The sequence below is a fragment of the Nocardia sp. NPDC050412 genome, assembly GCF_044458825.1.
Lineage (GTDB): Bacteria > Actinomycetota > Actinomycetes > Mycobacteriales > Mycobacteriaceae > Nocardia.
The window spans coordinates 1-14960 of record NZ_JBITIJ010000022.1; the positions used below are offsets into that span (position 1 = coordinate 1).

Annotated in this window: 16 protein-coding genes; 4 read left to right on the top strand and 12 right to left on the bottom strand. The window is 61.5% G+C overall.

Annotated elements, in window-relative coordinates; translation table 11 throughout:
• Window positions 1-70: 70 nt before the first annotated feature.
• Window positions 71-481 carry a rhodanese-like domain-containing protein gene (locus tag ACIBI6_RS37380; RefSeq protein WP_396959676.1) on the top strand — a complete coding sequence of 137 codons (411 nt, stop codon included), beginning with the start codon at window positions 71-73 and terminating at the stop codon, window positions 479-481.
• Here ACIBI6_RS37380 and ACIBI6_RS37385 read toward each other — a convergent pair.
• The 3 genes from ACIBI6_RS37385 to ACIBI6_RS37395 all read right to left on the bottom strand — a co-directional run bounded on the left by ACIBI6_RS37385 (window position 478) and on the right by ACIBI6_RS37395 (window position 2029).
• A complete protein-coding gene (locus ACIBI6_RS37385; protein WP_396959678.1) occupies window positions 478-765 on the bottom strand; it encodes a hypothetical protein in 288 nt (95 codons plus the stop codon). The genes ACIBI6_RS37380 and ACIBI6_RS37385 overlap by 4 nt on opposite strands.
• Before the next feature lie 370 nt (window positions 766-1135).
• The gene (locus tag ACIBI6_RS37390) at window positions 1136-1579 is read right to left on the bottom strand and encodes a hypothetical protein (RefSeq protein ID WP_396959680.1); all 444 of its coding nucleotides are present in this window, start codon (window positions 1577-1579) and stop codon (window positions 1136-1138) included.
• An 18-nt stretch (window positions 1580-1597) separates the two neighbouring features.
• Complete coding sequence (locus ACIBI6_RS37395; RefSeq protein ID WP_396959682.1) at window positions 1598-2029, bottom strand: hypothetical protein; 432 nt, start codon at window positions 2027-2029, stop codon at window positions 1598-1600.
• Between the two features lie 7 nt (window positions 2030-2036).
• Between ACIBI6_RS37395 and ACIBI6_RS37400 the strand changes: the two genes are divergently transcribed.
• Window positions 2037-2471, top strand: coding sequence for a hypothetical protein (locus tag ACIBI6_RS37400; protein WP_396959684.1), 435 nt, complete (start codon window positions 2037-2039; stop codon window positions 2469-2471).
• Between the two features lie 120 nt (window positions 2472-2591).
• Here the strand turns inward: ACIBI6_RS37400 and ACIBI6_RS37405 are convergent, their stop codons facing one another.
• The 7 genes from ACIBI6_RS37405 to ACIBI6_RS37435 form a co-directional block, all read right to left on the bottom strand.
• Window positions 2592-2978 carry a hypothetical protein gene (locus tag ACIBI6_RS37405; protein ID WP_396959686.1) on the bottom strand — a complete coding sequence of 129 codons (387 nt, stop codon included), beginning with the start codon at window positions 2976-2978 and terminating at the stop codon, window positions 2592-2594.
• 163 nt (window positions 2979-3141) lie between these two features.
• Window positions 3142-3654, bottom strand: a complete 513-nt coding sequence (locus ACIBI6_RS37410) for a hypothetical protein (protein WP_396959688.1) — start codon at window positions 3652-3654, stop codon at window positions 3142-3144.
• 12 nt (window positions 3655-3666) lie between these two features.
• Window positions 3667-4980, bottom strand: a complete 1314-nt coding sequence (locus ACIBI6_RS37415) for a hypothetical protein (protein ID WP_396959690.1) — start codon at window positions 4978-4980, stop codon at window positions 3667-3669.
• A 5-nt stretch (window positions 4981-4985) separates the two neighbouring features.
• Window positions 4986-5285 (bottom strand): WXG100 family type VII secretion target, encoded by a 300-nt coding sequence (locus tag ACIBI6_RS37420; RefSeq protein ID WP_364352360.1) that lies wholly within the window; start codon window positions 5283-5285, stop codon window positions 4986-4988.
• Entirely contained in the window at window positions 5282-5620 is a 339-nt protein-coding gene (locus ACIBI6_RS37425) for an ESX-1 secretion-associated protein (protein WP_364352363.1), read from the bottom strand. Before ACIBI6_RS37425 ends, ACIBI6_RS37420 begins: the two co-directional genes overlap by 4 nt.
• A gap of 302 nt (window positions 5621-5922) precedes the next feature.
• Window positions 5923-6444 carry a hypothetical protein gene (locus ACIBI6_RS37430; RefSeq protein ID WP_396959693.1) on the bottom strand — a complete coding sequence of 174 codons (522 nt, stop codon included), beginning with the start codon at window positions 6442-6444 and terminating at the stop codon, window positions 5923-5925.
• A gap of 56 nt (window positions 6445-6500) precedes the next feature.
• Entirely contained in the window at window positions 6501-7046 is a 546-nt protein-coding gene (locus tag ACIBI6_RS37435) for a DUF3558 domain-containing protein (RefSeq protein ID WP_396959695.1), read from the bottom strand.
• Between the two features lie 399 nt (window positions 7047-7445).
• Here ACIBI6_RS37435 and ACIBI6_RS37440 point away from each other — a divergent pair, with 399 nt between their 5' ends.
• Together ACIBI6_RS37440 and ACIBI6_RS37445 are read left to right on the top strand one after the other, a co-directional pair.
• Window positions 7446-7670, top strand: coding sequence for a hypothetical protein (locus ACIBI6_RS37440; RefSeq protein ID WP_396959697.1), 225 nt, complete (start codon window positions 7446-7448; stop codon window positions 7668-7670).
• Window positions 7671-8136: 466 nt separating this feature from the next.
• Window positions 8137-10185 carry a DUF262 domain-containing protein gene (locus ACIBI6_RS37445; RefSeq protein WP_396959699.1) on the top strand — a complete coding sequence of 683 codons (2049 nt, stop codon included), beginning with the start codon at window positions 8137-8139 and terminating at the stop codon, window positions 10183-10185.
• On the opposite strand, the gene ACIBI6_RS37450 is transcribed toward ACIBI6_RS37445, so the two are convergent.
• Entirely contained in the window at window positions 10174-11727 is a 1554-nt protein-coding gene (locus ACIBI6_RS37450; protein ID WP_396959701.1) for a protein kinase, read from the bottom strand. The two genes, ACIBI6_RS37445 and ACIBI6_RS37450, sit on opposite strands and share 12 nt — an antisense overlap.
• Window positions 11728-11791: 64 nt before the next feature.
• Entirely contained in the window at window positions 11792-14956 is a 3165-nt protein-coding gene (locus ACIBI6_RS37455; RefSeq protein ID WP_396959703.1) for a type I restriction endonuclease subunit R, read from the bottom strand.
• Between the last annotated feature and the right edge of the window lie 4 nt (window positions 14957-14960).

Genomic DNA, 14960 nt, shown 5'->3' on the forward strand with positions numbered 1-14960 from the left:
CCCCGGGGACGCCGTCTCATGTCAGTCCTCGAAGGACAAGCGACGAAAGCGTTCCCCGGAGGTCCCGGCCATGAAAGAAGGTAGTGCTATCAGCGCCGAGGAAAGGCTCGACCAGGCGCGGGCCAAACTGAATCGCGTTGACCCGCAGCAGACGGCGGCACTGCTGGCCGAGGGCGCATTGGTCGTCGATATCCGCCCACACGCCAACCGGCTCGCCGAGGGCGAAATCCCCGGCTCGGTCGTGGTGGAACGAATCGTGCTGGAATGGCGGCTCGACCCGACCGGCGCGCACCGGCTACCCGGCCTCACCGAGCACACACCGGTGGTGCTGGTCTGTAACGAGGGCTACGCCTCCAGCCTCGCCGCCGCCGACGTCCTCGAACTCGGCCTGCACCGAGCCACCGACCTCATCGGCGGTTTCCGGGCGTGGCAAGCGGCTGGTCTACCGGTAGTCCCCGGCGGCACAACATCCGTCCCCTAGCCCTCCGCCTCGAGCTTGCGGCGCCAAGCCCTCCAGCCCGAACTGTCGCATATCCGGTGCGCGGGCGCAGAAGGTAGAACCTGCGCCGACCACCACCGGATATCCGCAAAAATGTCCCACGTGCTGCCCGCGGTTTCGTGGTAGCACTTGTGCCCGTCGTAGCCGGTACCGGATACACCCGATCCGACCGGCTGCACCAGACCAGGAAACGCATCCTTCATCTTGTCGAGCTCCGACTTACCCTCGCCCTTGCGGATGACGACCAACGCCAGGACAGCAGCCACGACACCAACGACGAACCAGCCAGTGGGATTCGACGACCTGGGCATTCCGGGGTACGGCGGCATACCTGGCTGCGGCGCAAATCCCGCCGGCGGCGGCCAACCACCTTGATTGACAGGAAAGTTGAGGTAAGGGATGTTGGGGTGCCGGTGCGGACCAGTTCTGCCCGTTGTAGTGCATGTTTCCCCGATTGTTGATCAACGGGATGCGACACTTCTAGCCGTAAACCGCACTACCCCGGCAGCAACCTTCTTTAAGTGTTTCGCAATCTCGGAACAATCTTCAGCTGGATGAATGCCTCTCGCAGCATTCTTGTCATACGGTGACCGCGCTTGAAGGAATACCGGGCGACGAGGTGACCCGCGGCGCCAGTCATTGGTTCGACAGCTCGTCAAGTATCGGCCCGGAGTCGGGAATTCGGTGCCACCACCATGGCCTATTCGATAAGTCCGCCTCTTCGAACTCTGCAACGAGATTCTTTTCATCCGGCTGGGTGATAGAAACAAATTGTTTATCGATTTCTGTTGTCAGGAAGGAAATTTTGCCCCGAATCGAATCGGGCATCTGCGACATCGACTTTTCGAGCGAGCTCCGCATAGACATTGCTGCCAGCAAATCATAAGCGCCCCAGACCTTCGGATCTGACGTGGGCTTAGCGCGGTCTTTATCGATCTTTTCTACATGTGCAGCCCAGGCCGCGACCAGCTCCAGTACAGTGAACGACCGCCGCCCGACCCGATAGGGCTGCGACTTGATGTCCGCGAGTTCCGTGTCAGAGAACCCTTCATAGTATTCTTCGGCTCCGATATTGCCCATGTCTCATCTCTGTGGGTATTAAGTGGTGCTTTTCCAAGGCACGTCTCGATTGACGATTACCCGGACACCATTGTAAGCGTATCGAACCGAGTTTCCTTTCCCTGGCGAAGTCCTTCCCTTTTCCAGAGCCTCCTCGATCTCCGGCAGGCTCGGCCGTCCCATCGCGGGGTTGTCGTCGCCCGCATGCCCGCGAGCAAACTCTGCGATCTCATCGCGAGAAAACCCCGTACCTTCGAAATTCTCGTCCGCAGCTGAACTCCCCGGAGCACCTGTGTCATTTTCGTCGATATACACTTTCATCAGGATGATGGCCGCCAGTTTCGCGGCTTCCTGAGTGAGGTCGGGGACTTTGTCGAACGCGGTGACCGTGAAGGCTGTGGCTCCCGCGGCTCCTGCCGCGGTGCCGATTATTTTGATGAGTTTGCTGGTGTCGTAGGTGCTTTTGAGCACTCTGGCGGTGTTGCCGGCGATCGCTACGACGCCGGCGGCGACGTCGCTGAGGGCGGCGGTGATCCAGGAGGCGGCGACACCGATGACGACAGTGGTTCCGGCTGCTATCAAGGCGTTGGTGACCGCGTCCCGGAATCTGTCGCGGGTTTCGGAGGTCGCGGTGCTGTATTCGGCGACGGGTGTGGCGAGGTTGAGGGATGCGGATTATTTTGGCGCCTGCATCTACTTCACGACCGCACGCAAGCGGGAGGCGCACGGCGAACGGGAACACGCCGCCGCGCCCAAGGATCGGCAGTTGGTTCCTCGGCTTCATCCTGCAAGGGGTACCGAACGCCGAAAGTACTTTGCCGACATGCCGTTCGCCGCCAGACTCACCTGGCGCCCGCTCGGCCGCACCTTCGCCAAGGAGTGCCGCTCGATCTATGGAACAGATCCCGAATAGATCCTCGCGCAGACTGGGGCCCACAACGCGAGTGTGCATCCTGTGATCATCTAAGTAGCGGTCCGGTTCCAGCAGTTGAGGTTTGGTCAGGCAACGAGGTACCGGCGCGAACTCATCGAGTCAGTTGCCAGAATTTTGATCCAACACTGCGATGATTCTCTTGAAATCACGTACCGAACGCTGGCAGAACTCTCGATCCGTCTTCCCTAAGAGGTCTACAGCTTGCGCTTCGGTTGCCAGTCCGTGAAGTTCTTTCTCAGCCATAACTCGTGAAGGTACGAGCACGCAGTTTCGTCGGGTAGTGTCGAACACCCAGTCGATCTCTCGATTGTCGGCAAAAGCGGCCTCATGCAACAGTTCAGCAACACGAACTGGCCGAGGTTCGGGGAAACGCCAGACAACAAGCGGCGGAGCGGGAGTGCCGTCATCACCGATGCCGCCCGCATGGCGATACCACTCCAGGTCTCCGTACCATTTCAGTCGAGTAATAAAGTCACCAGAATTCATTACCCTACTTCCTTCATCGTAGCGCCGTCATTATCTCCCATAATAATCTTCCGCCATCGCTCGATAGGAATGGGTTCGAACTATGCTCGGATCGTAGACATATTTGTCGTCGATATATACCGTAGTGGCGCCGGAGAACTATCGGTCGGTGACTGAGACCAGCTCAATCGTTGATATCATCTGAGTCGTAGTTTATTTCGAGGTCAGCTGGCCGAGACGGCCACGGAGGTGCCTGAATTCTGGCTCCTGACCATTTGTCTACGGTCACAACCGGATAATCTGACTGATTTGCGATACCTGATCGATTCCAAATGAGAATATCACCCCAGAAAACCTCAGCTGGTATCTCGGGACGCCGATCGGACACAAACATGTTCCACCCATTTCGGAAGCCGATTCGCAAGCTGCCGGACTTGAAGAATACTGGCGATACGATTGGCTCTGTAAGCGTCCGTTCGATTTCGGATTTCGGCCAGTAGGTGATCGCATGACGGTCGGGATCGTCTTCGGCAAGAGATCGTGGCGACAGTTCGGCACCGTATCCGGCAGCTATCCCGAATCCGGAATCCAGGTGGAATTCGAATCCATCGGGTCGCCATTCTATATTGGCAATGCGGCTTCCACGTAAAGGTTGTATTATCCACCTGTCGTCGTACTCTTTAATCTCCGAGTTCACATCTCCCCTTCGTCATCTGTCCAGCTCATCGCGGATATTTCCAATACTATCGTCCGACGCAGTGCCGTCCGGCTTCTTCACGTATACCTCACCGGATTCCAGATCGACCACAACATCTGGATTCTTATTCGCACCATCCCCGCGCCATGCCCCGTAAGACTTGATTCTGTGGATGGCTTCTCTGACATCTTTCGCTGGCACACCGTAGTAACTGGCGATCTTGTTGATCTTCGTTGTCTGTGAGGCCGTGGTAAACGCACCGCTAGGGCTGTTTGGATTGATGTCATCCGAATCGGCATCATCGATGAGTACCTTCATGGCGATGATGGCACCGAGTTTGATGGCGATATCGGTGAGGCTGGGGACTTTGTCGAACGCGGTGACCGTTAAGGCCGCGGTTCCCGCGACTGCCGCCGCGGTGCCGATTATTTTGATGAGTTTGCTGGTGTCGTAGGTGCTTTTGAGCACTCTGGCGGTGTTGCCGGCGATCGCTACGACGCCGACACCGGCGGCGACGTCGCTGAGGGCGGCGGTGATCCAGGAGGCGGCGACACCGATGACGACAGTGGTTCCGGCCGCTATCAAGGCGTTGGTGACCGCGTCCCGGAATTTGTCGCGGGTTTCGGAGGTCGCGGTGCTGTATTCGGCGACGGGTGTGGCGAGGTTGAGGGATGCGGAGGCCAGTTGGGTGGCGCCGCCGTTGAGGGTGGTGAGGTGGCCGAGGAGGGGTTCGAGGCCTTTCTTGTCCTGGATGTCGCAGAAAAGGTTGGTGATCTCGGTGATCCGGGATGCGGCATCGGTGATGGTTTTGTGTTCGGCGAACGTTTTCCAGGTCGATGCGGCCTTGGCGAGCTTGTCTTTGTTGCCGTTGGGCAGCTTGCTGCCGAACTCTTCCTGGATCTTCCCGACCAGGGCGTCGTAGAAGCCGGGGATACTGCCCTTTCCCTCGGTGACACCGTCGCCGTTGTTGCCGACCGAAGTCGGGATGGTGACCTTGTACTCCGACATCGCAGTCACGGTTGGCCGGTCGGGCATCGGGTTGGAGTTATTGCCGAGTGCCCAGTTGTATCCGGCTGCGTAGAGCATGTTGCCGAAGTTGGTGAGGGCATCGGCCAGGTTCGTGCAGGTCTGCATGGTTTCCTGGGCGACGCGATCGTAGGTCTTGCCCCATGCTTCGCAGCCCACGGTGTCACCGGCCATGCCCGCACATTCACCTTTGACCGCATCGTGGACCGGTTTGTCGGCGGCACGGAGATCAGTGGCCAGGGCGTGGCATTTCTTGCCAGCGTCGTAGTAGGTCTGCCAGTCGATAACGAGTACACCCATGTGTCTTATCCCTGGGAGAACATTTTGTAATTCGTGTCGTGGGCGGTGGTGTAGCGCGCGTGGGCCACCTTGGCCGCGTCGCTCACATCCTTCACACCCTCGACGAATTCCCTTGCCCCAATGACCCATTGAGCGTGGGCATCGGCATATGCCTGGGCGGCAACGCCTTCCCACCCGCTGCCGACCAGGGTGGCAACTCGGTCATCGATCTCGTCGAGATGCTCGCCGATGAACCCGGCCAGACCCGACAGGCGGGTCACGACCTCATCGAGATGGTCGAGATCGACCGAAAACTGTGAGCTCATGGCAAATCCAAACTCGAAGTGCTCACGGTGGCGGCGTTGCTCTCATCACGCGCCTGATAGGTGTCGGCAGTGACGCCGAGCTTTTCCGCCATCCCGGTCAGAGCGGTCATGATCTTGGTGCCGCCATCGCGAACGTCAGTCCAGCCCTCGGAGAACTCGTTGGCCGCATCCCCGGTCCAGCTGCCATCGGTCAGCGAAGCCACGTCCTTCGCAGCGGAATCCAACGCCGCGCGCAGCGCCTCGGCCAACTCGTAGACGTACTTGCCGACCTCCCGCACCTTCTCGGGCACCACCGAAAGGTTCTGGCCAGAGGTTGATGTCCCCCCATCACTCATGACGCGAATCGTAACCGATGCCTGTTGGGGTAGCGATAGAGCGAGGTGGGCGAGCTTGGGGCGCCGGGTGCGTAGGTTAGCGTGTCGCCTTCGGCAGCTGCCTTGTTGGGGGCCGCCCGCTTCGAGTTCCATAGCGTGGCTGTGGAACTCGACATTGAGTGGGGCGAATGCCGTCATGGACAGGTCTGTCTCCCCCCATGTGGGTTGCGAAATCCTGTGCCGCGCGTACATGTCCGCCGCTGCGGGGTAGTTCAGGCGTCATTGTTCGCGCTGGTCGGCGCGCCCCTGGATACTCGAATCACTCATTTCGAGGCACCGACGGCGGGGGGCGAAATCACGCCCAGTTGGTTCGGGGTACCGATCTGGCTGGGTTCTACATTCGCCTTCAACTCGTTGTAGCGAGCGGCGAATTCTTGATCCTGCTCGACGTATTTCTGAGCGATTGTGCGGTGAAGGTTTTGGATGTCGTCGACGATCTGGTAGTGCTGTTCCAGAATGTCGTGGACATTGTTGCTGGAGTCCGTGGCTGGATTGACAATCTTGGCCTTACCGCGAAAGCGAGCCACCAGCGTGCTGGCCGAGGTCATACCATCCGTCGTCTCGCCGAGACCCCAGTGCTCACGGCGCGAGATGTTTTCCGCGATTCGTTGGAGGTACCGGATCTCTTCTTTGAAGGCTTCGCAGTCGCGTTCGATGTAGACGAACTCGTCGGCGTTGACGCGCACTTCGTTGCTGAAACTGACGGTCAGCTTGCCGTCCTGAGCGTCCTTGATCGCGCTGGCCAGTGGGCCCGCAGATGACGGTGTCGTGGATTCGGCGCTCACAGTTCGTGTCCTCCCCAAGAGCATCCGGCCTGGATCGACCGGAGGTCGATGCAAGCCTAGAGCGTAGCCGGTATCGCTGAAACGATCCCCTCCGCGAGATGCTTAGCGATGTCACAAGAGTGTTGAGAGGCAGTCAGTTTGGCCGAAGGCGGATTGCCGACGCTGATCTCGAGGCTGCCGCCTTTCAGTTCGACGTTGATTGCGCAGTCCGCCTTCGAATCCTGGCCGGTGACGTGGGACGTCAGTGCCGCCCGCCCGGCCACAGTGACCTCCTCATCGACCGCGAAGTCTTTGTTGGCTCGCACCATCGCCAAGGTGATGTTGGTGGTGTCTATCGTGGCGGCGTATCCGTCGCCACCGGATTGAACCCAGATGCAGCCGCGCCACTTGAAGCCGGCGGGCCTATCAGTGGTGTCAGCCCCCTTGTTCTTCAGCTTCTCCGACTGAATGAGAGCCTGCGGGAGGTCTTTACATGCATCGAAACCCGCTGGCACATCCGCCGCGATGGTCGGTGTCGCCGACGCAATGTTCGTATCGCCATTCGACTCCCCACCGGAATTGCACGCCGAAATCAGCATGATCAGCCCGGCAGCGAGAACCACACCTCGGACCAAACCACTCCAGCTGGCCATCTCGTCCTCTCACACCGGTGCCATCCCAGACCTGGGGCCGGACCGGCTTCTCCGCCCCCCGATAACCTCGTCTAGACCGTACTGGCCAGGTCGCCAGCACGCAAAGCCATTGGTAATCCTGCAGACTGGGGTCTACAGGGCCGCGCACGCAGAGCACGATGACGCAGGATGCGACGCCGAGATTGCGTCGGATGTCGCCAGCGGCAGCCGAACCGATGCACGTCCACCTACCGTCGTTCGACGCTGCACACACACGCGGCCGCGTTTGATGTGGCCAGCGATAAAGAGCAGCCGCAGCCGAACTTGCCGAGACGCTGGAAACCGCACACGCATTGCTCAGCGAGCACATCGCCGATGAGGAAAGGGTGGGTGTTCCCGATCATCGACGAGTACGTCAGCCTCGAAGACTGGAAGCGCGTCGAAAAGCCCGCGAAGCACGGCGGAAACCTGAAATTCGAGGTGCCACGCGTGCTCCAGCGCGCGACCGAACCGGAACTGGTGCGCTTGAAGCAGGAGGCCGGGCTGGTCATCCGGCTGTGGTTGAAGGCCCTGGTGCGCGGCTTCGATAAGCGCGAGGCCACTATCGCGGGCTGACCGCCGCTTCGGCCATTTCGCGTAGCGGACGCGAATACGACAACCTCGAACCGGTCGCCGAACTCCGCGAATCCCTGACGAACAGGTGTGGAATGTCGTCCAGAACCCGCAGCGATGGCTGGGTGCCAGGCCCACCGCTGAGGAACGTCGGATTCTGATCGACAACTTCATGGTCGCCGTCACCAGCCGCCTCACCGATCTCGTGGAGAGCCGCATCGTCGAGGAACCGCACGGAATGGGTCGAGGCTTACGCGTTGTCCGGCAACGGATCTGTCGCCCGCCGGGCCCAGGCCCTCGCCGTTCGGATACTGGAAGGAGGGGCGACTATGCCGGTAACAGGACGAGCACTGGAATCGAATGCGCTACTGACGAGCGTGGCACGCCTGATCGATACGGCGGCAGCCGAGCAAGGCGTCGTCTTCGAGTAACCGAGCAGTCGGTGCCTTTACAACAAAGGGAGAAGTAAGTGGTCGCGGCGCAGGAAACCAGTCTGCAGCGGATCCTCGAGGGGAGCTCGCAGTACCTTGTCCCGCTGTATCAGCGGCCGTACGGCTGGGGCGACGAGCAGTTGCAGGAGCTCTGGAACGACGTCACTCAACTCGCCGACGACCGGATCGATGAGCCGCAGACGACCCACTTCATCGGGTCGGTGGTGTTGGCCCCCGCACCCGCCGGGGTTGCGGGCACGGTGACGCGCTTCCTCGTCGTCGACGGCCAGCAACGCCTGACCACTTTGACTCTGCTTCTCGCCGCGATCCGTGACTTTCTCCGCGAGGTGGACGGGTCGACGAGCCGCGACAGCGACCGTATCCACAATCAACTGCTGACCAACCAATACAACGACGACCCAGATCGGTTGAAGCTCCTGCCGACCCAAGTTGATCGACCCTCCTACGCCGCGGTCATCGATGGCACGACTCGCGTTGATGACGGCGGTCGAGTCGGCTATGCGTACGACTTCTTTCGCGCTCGCCTCACCGCCCTCACGACCGCCGAGGACACGACCTACGGGCTTTCCCAAGTCGTCGACGCGGTGGTCTCGGGCCTGTCGGTCGTGTCCATCAGCGCCCACCCCAACGACAATGTCCATCGAATCTTCCAGTCGCTGAACAACACCGGCCTCAAGCTCACCCAGGGCGATCTGCTCCGCAACTACCTGTTCATGCGCCTACCCAACCGCAGCGACGAGGTGTACCGCACCTACTGGTTGCCGTTACAAGCGTCATTGGACAACGAGCGCATCGAGACCCTGTTCTGGCTCGACATGGTGCACAAACGCCCGAAAGTTAAGCAGGGACAGACCTTCGCCGCCCAGCAAGCGCGACTGGAACGGCTGACTACCGAGAGCGAGATCGTCGCCGAGATCGAACGCATTGCCCGTCTCGGCCAACTGTATCGGCTGCTGCTCGAACCAGAAACGGAGTCGGATCCACAGGTGCGGTTGCGTCTTTCCCGCCTCGCCGAGTGGGACTCGACATCGCCGGCACCCTTGATTCTGCACCTGCTGCTGCTCCGCGACCGCGGCGAAGCATCATCCGAGCAGGTCGCGCGGTCCCTGCTGTACATCGAATCCTTGTTGGTGCGACGGTTCCTGATCGGTCGCACAACTCAGAATCTGAGTCGACTGTTCGCCGACACTGTGGTCCAACTCGACACCACCTTGCCCGTGGACGTTGCGCTGCACGTGTACTTCTCCACCGGGCGCAAACATTACGCGACCGACGCGCAGCTGACCGAAGCGATCGTGACCGCGCCGCTCTACCTGAATGGCCGCGCCGCGCACCGCAAGATCCTCATGATCTGGATCGAAGACCTGTTCGGCTCGAAGGAAACAGTCGCACCAGAATCGCTGACGATCGAACACGTGATGCCGCAAACTCTTTCGGTTCAGTGGCGCGCCCAGTTGGCCGCCGAGTACGGCGCAGACGAGGTTGAAGTCCTGCACGACCGATACCTTCACACGCTGGGCAATCTCACCCTCACCGGCTACAACGAATCCCTGAGCAACAACGATTTCGCGCGCAAGTGTGAAACCTTGCGCGCAAGCAGCGTTCGGATGAATCAGGACATCGCCGCGCACGAATCGTGGGGCCCGAGCCAAATCGAGAAGCGTGGCCTGGCCTTGGCCGAGCGAATCATCGACTTCTGGCCGGGGCCGACAGATGCGTCAGCCCTACCCGAAAAACCCTTGTGGGCTGAGTTGCTCAACGTGTTGGCGGCCCTGCCCGCAGGCCGCTGGACTACCTACGGCGACCTCGCCAATTTGCTCGGCACCGCCGCCCAACCGCTCGGCAACTGGATGCGGTCGCACCCCGCACCGAACGCACACCGAGTGCTCAGCGCGCAGGGTTCCTTCGCCGAGGGCTTCCGGTGGATTGATCCCGCGTGCATCGACGACCCTCGCCAGATGCTCGAAAGCGAGGGTGTCCGCTTCTCCGCGTCAGGTCGAGCCGCCTCGGGCCAAAGGTTGACCCCTGCGGAGTTGGCGAACCTAAGTACCGGACTACTCCCCTGAGGGTCTGTCGTCGATGAACCGCTCCAACGCTTCCGCCGCTTCTCGAGTCAGCGGGTCTTCGATCCCGCGCACGAGCAGTAGATCCTCGTAAAGCTCGCTCAACGTGGTGCGCGCCTCCGCGCGATGACCGATGAGCGCGAGCAACCGCCCGAGAGCCAGCCTCAACTCGAGCGCCATTTCGCTGCCGTCGCTCTGTGTAGCGCGCACATCGTCCAGCACCGCGCGTATTCCGGACAGGGCTTCAGTGAGTTCGCCGAGCTCGATTCGGCAGTCCGCGGCGAACTTGCGACATTGAATCGTCAGCTCGTCGGCGAAACCCTTCACTCGGGCGGAGGCCGCGGCAAGAGCGTCGAATTCCGTTCTCGCTTTTCGGAATTCGCCACCAAGGAAGCGAGCGAGCGCGATATCGAACCGTAGATCCAGTACCCGCGGGCTATCGGTGCCGAAGGCGCGCCCCGCCGGCTCGAGGATGCTGCTGAGGACATCAGCTGCCTGCAGTGGGCGGTCGGCAGCGACCAAGTCGCGGTACTCGTCCAGCTGATGTTGCAGCCGTTGCTCGAGCACCTCATCGCTGATCGGTGCGGTGGCGGGCAGCGTGCCCTGGAACCGGGTCGTGGGCGCTACCTGCTCCGGACGCAGCGGTCCGTTGGGGCGTCGAAAAATCGTGGTCGGATCAGGCGCGCCCGACCAATGCCCATCGCTCGGTCCGACAGTCGACCCTGGTCGTGGCAGTAACGGAAGTAGTCGCTCGTACACGTCCGCGGCGTGACCTGGTCGCTGTTCGGGCTCCTTGGCGAGCAGGTCCAAGACTAGCCGGTCCAATTCGGCAGGTACCTCGGCACGCAGTTCGCGGGGCGAAACGGGCGCGGTGGCGGCGTGGTGGTGCAGCACGATCGGCGCCGCGCCGTCGAACACCGGGTAGCCGCATAACATTTCGTAGAGGATGCAGCCGAGCGCATACAGGTCGGTGCGTGGTGTCGCCTTGGCGCCGATGGCCTGCTCCGGCGACATATATGCCACCGAACCGAGAACCGCACCCGTCATGGTCAGTTTCGGGGCGCCAGCCGTGAGCAACGCAGCTATGCCGAAGTCGATGATCTTCACGGTGCCGCTGGGCGTGACAAGGATGTTGTCAGGCTTGAGATCGCGGTGGACAACGGGCAGCGCGTGCGCGTACGAGAGCGCGGTGGCGATCTGCGCGGTCACCGCGACTGCCCATTCGACCGGCAACGGGCTGTCGGGGTCCAGATAGTGCCGCAACGTGTTTGCGCCCTCGACGAGTTCCATCACGAGGTACACCTCGCTCAGGTCCGCGTGCAGGACCGCGTCGTAGACCTGTGGCACGCCATGGTGGTGGATCTGCGCGGTGATCCGGGCTTCACGACGAAACCGCTCGGCGAACTCGACGGCATCGGTCTGCGAGTGGATCTGGGTGAACCGGATCATCTTCACCGCGATCTCACGGTCGAGCACGGTGTCGTACCCGCGCCAGACCGATCCCATCCCACCGAAACCGATTTCTTCGATCAGGTCGTACCGCATACCGATGCGCCGAGCCGGCACTGTCTACCCCCTGCCATCCCGCGACAGCCTCACCACCGTCGCGCTACATCTCGGGCAGTCCATGCCGCCGCCCGAGCAGCCGGAACGCCGCCGTGCGCGCCTGCCGATCCAGGTCCTTCTTGAACTCGTTGTCCCGGGCGAAGTATCGCTCCCCGAGATCATTGAGGGTATCGAAGTGTTCGACCATCTTCTCGGCAAACACCTTGTCGAAGACGACGCCGAAATCGTCGACATTCTTGTTCGCCAGGCGCGCCTGCTCCACCTGCGGTTCATCCATGGCGGCGTTGAACGGCACAGCGAGGTGTTCCTCGGAGAACTCCGTACCGAACCGTTCGTTGAATCGCTCGACCAGCGCGGACAACAGCGACTTCTCGGGCTCCTTGGCCGACCCGGTGCCGTCACCGAACCCACGCAATTCCTGTGAACCTTCTGGAGCGAGTCCGAGGTCGTGTTCCCCGGTCTGCTCGAGCCGGAGGTGACTCAAGTCGACTTCGCCGATGTCGATGCCGCCATCAGCACGTCGCGGCAACCGATTCAGCAAGTGACGCCCGTACAAGTGCAGCAGCTCGAGATCAGGGTCCTGATAGGGCACGATCTGCGCGAGGAACCCGTACTTACGGACGTAGTCGTTGAGGTCAGCACGGAACGACTCGGCGAGCGCGATATCGTCTTCCTCTTCGCTGTTGAGAAACACAGTGAACCGGTCGACAGCCGGCGCCAGGTGCCGATACAGCTCGGCATGCAACTTGGCCCACTTCGCGGCCGATCCGGCCGCCTTCTGCTCGGCGACGAGATAAGCCGCGGCGAAAGCCTTCATCTCCTGCGTGATCAGGATCGGCGCAGCCAGCGCCCGGTCGCGTGCGACGTACAGCAGGTTCGGGTCGGTCGGCAGGGTGAACGCGTCCTCGTAATAGGGCGCGAACGATTCCTGGATCTTCTCGGCTTCGTTGACGAAGTCGAGCACCACCAGATCCTGCTGCGATTTGCCTTCGCGGGTGCGGTTGAGTCGCGACAACGTCTGCACCGCAGCGATTCCCGTAAGCGTCTTGTTCACGTACATGGTGGTGAGCAGCGGCTCGTCGAACCCGGTCTGATACTTCTCGGCGACCACCAGGATCCGAAATTCCTTCTGCCCCTTGCCACCGGCCTGGGTCGCGCGGTCGTCGGCCCGCGTGTACCGGAACGCCTTGGGCAGTGCAGATTCAGCGAGCCCACCGTTCTCCGACGGCTCGGTGACTTCCTCGCCATCGACCTCCAGGCTGCCGGAGAAGGCCACCAGCACACCGACATCCGGGTACTTGATGTCGTACTCCCGATCCTTCAGGTACTCCTTGATCGCCCGCGCCATCGCGACCGCGCTCTGCCGGGACGCGGTCACCACCATCGACTTCGCCCGGCCACCCAGCCGCCCACGGGTGTGCGCGATGAAGTGTTCGACGATCACCTGCGCGTGCTGCTCCACCGCGTACGGATGCATGAACGCGAACCGTGCGAGCAAGCTCGATGCCTTGGCCTCGGGCACTTCGACATCGTCGGGATTCTGGTTCACCAGCCGGTAGTAGGCCTTGTAGGTGACGTAGTTGCGCAGCGGGTCGAGGATGAACCCTTCCTCGATCGCCTGCCGCATCGAATAGGTGTGGAACGGCCTGTATTCGGCGCCGTCGGCGGTACCGAAGTTCTCCAGGGTCTTCGCCTTCGGCGTCGCGGTGAATGCGAAGTAGGAGATGTTGGAAGCTTTCGCCCGCGCCTCGGCTTTACGCCGCAGGCGTTCGTCGATGTTCACCTCGACCGCGCCTTGGTCCTCGTCGTCCGCATCGAGCCCCATATCGCGCAGCGCGGTCCGAACAGCCGCCGCAGCATCACCGGACTGCGAAGAGTGCGCCTCATCGATGATGACGCCGTAGCGGCCACCAGCCAGCTTGGTCTGCTCGCGCCGCAGATAGTCCAACAGCGCCGGGAAGGTGTGCAGCGTGACGGTGATGATCTTGCCGCTCTGCGAGCTCAACGCCCGCGCCAGCTGCTCGGACTTCGCGCCCACCTTGTCGTCGATCTTCACCACCAGGCCGGACACCTGCTCGAAACCGCCGACGGTGTCGCGAAGCTGAGAGTCCAGGTTTCGCCGGTCGGTGATGATGATGATCTTTTCGAATACCGGTACACCCGGCTGCAATCCGGCCGCCCGCGCCTCCGAGTCGAGGTTCTCCAGTCGCTCGGTGTGCAGATCGCTGAGCCGGTGCGCGAGCCAGCCGATGGTGTTGGACTTGCCGGAGCCTGCCGAGGCCATGACGAGGTAGTCATGCCCCGAACCGTGCGTCGCGGCGTGCGCGGTGAGCTTCTTGACCACATCCCACTGGTGGAACCGCGGGAAGATCGTCGAGCGAGTCGCCTTACCCCCCGGCCCCTTCTTATCGGTGGTGTGCACGAACCGTTCCAGCAGGTCCAGCCAGTTGTCCCGCTGCCACACCTGCTCCCACAGGTATGAGGTCGCGTACTTGCCTTCCAGGGTGGCCGACGGATTTCCCTTGCCACCAGCATTTCCCGGCCCCTCCGAACCGGTGTTGAACGGCAGGAACACCGTCTTCGCCGCCCTCAGCTGGGTGGTGACGAACACCAGATCCGGGTCGACAGCGAAGTTGGCGATCACCCGATGCTTGAAGATCAGCTCAGTGGGATCCCGGTCCTCGCGATACTGCCTCTTCGCTTCCTCGACCCCCTGCCCGGTCAGCGGATTCTTCAACTCCGCCGTCGCCACCGGAATCCCGTTGAGCAGCAACGCGAGATCCAGACGCGGCCGCGAAGCACCGGGCTTCGTGGCGTATGGCAGCTCGCGAACTACCGTGAGCCGATTGGCTTTATAAGCGTTTAGCACGTCCTCGGAGCCGACGAGGTTCGGCTTGAAGTAGGCAACCCGGATCAAAACCCCCCGATCCTTCACCCCTTCCCGAAGAACCCTCATCAGCCCCTTGGCAGCCAGCTCCTGCCCCAGCCGCTTCGCGAACCCCCGCTGCGTCTCATCCTGATCCTCCCCATAGGTAGCGACCAGCTCGTACCACTCCGTCTGCTGAGTCTGCGAGATGAAGGTCAGCAACTCCCCCATATCCAGCCCGAGCTCCGCGTTGTATTCGTGCGGATTCCCCTCCCGCCAGCCGTTCTCCACCATCGCCGTGACAATGGCCTCCCCGAACACCTGCTCACTGTGCACAGACATTGTT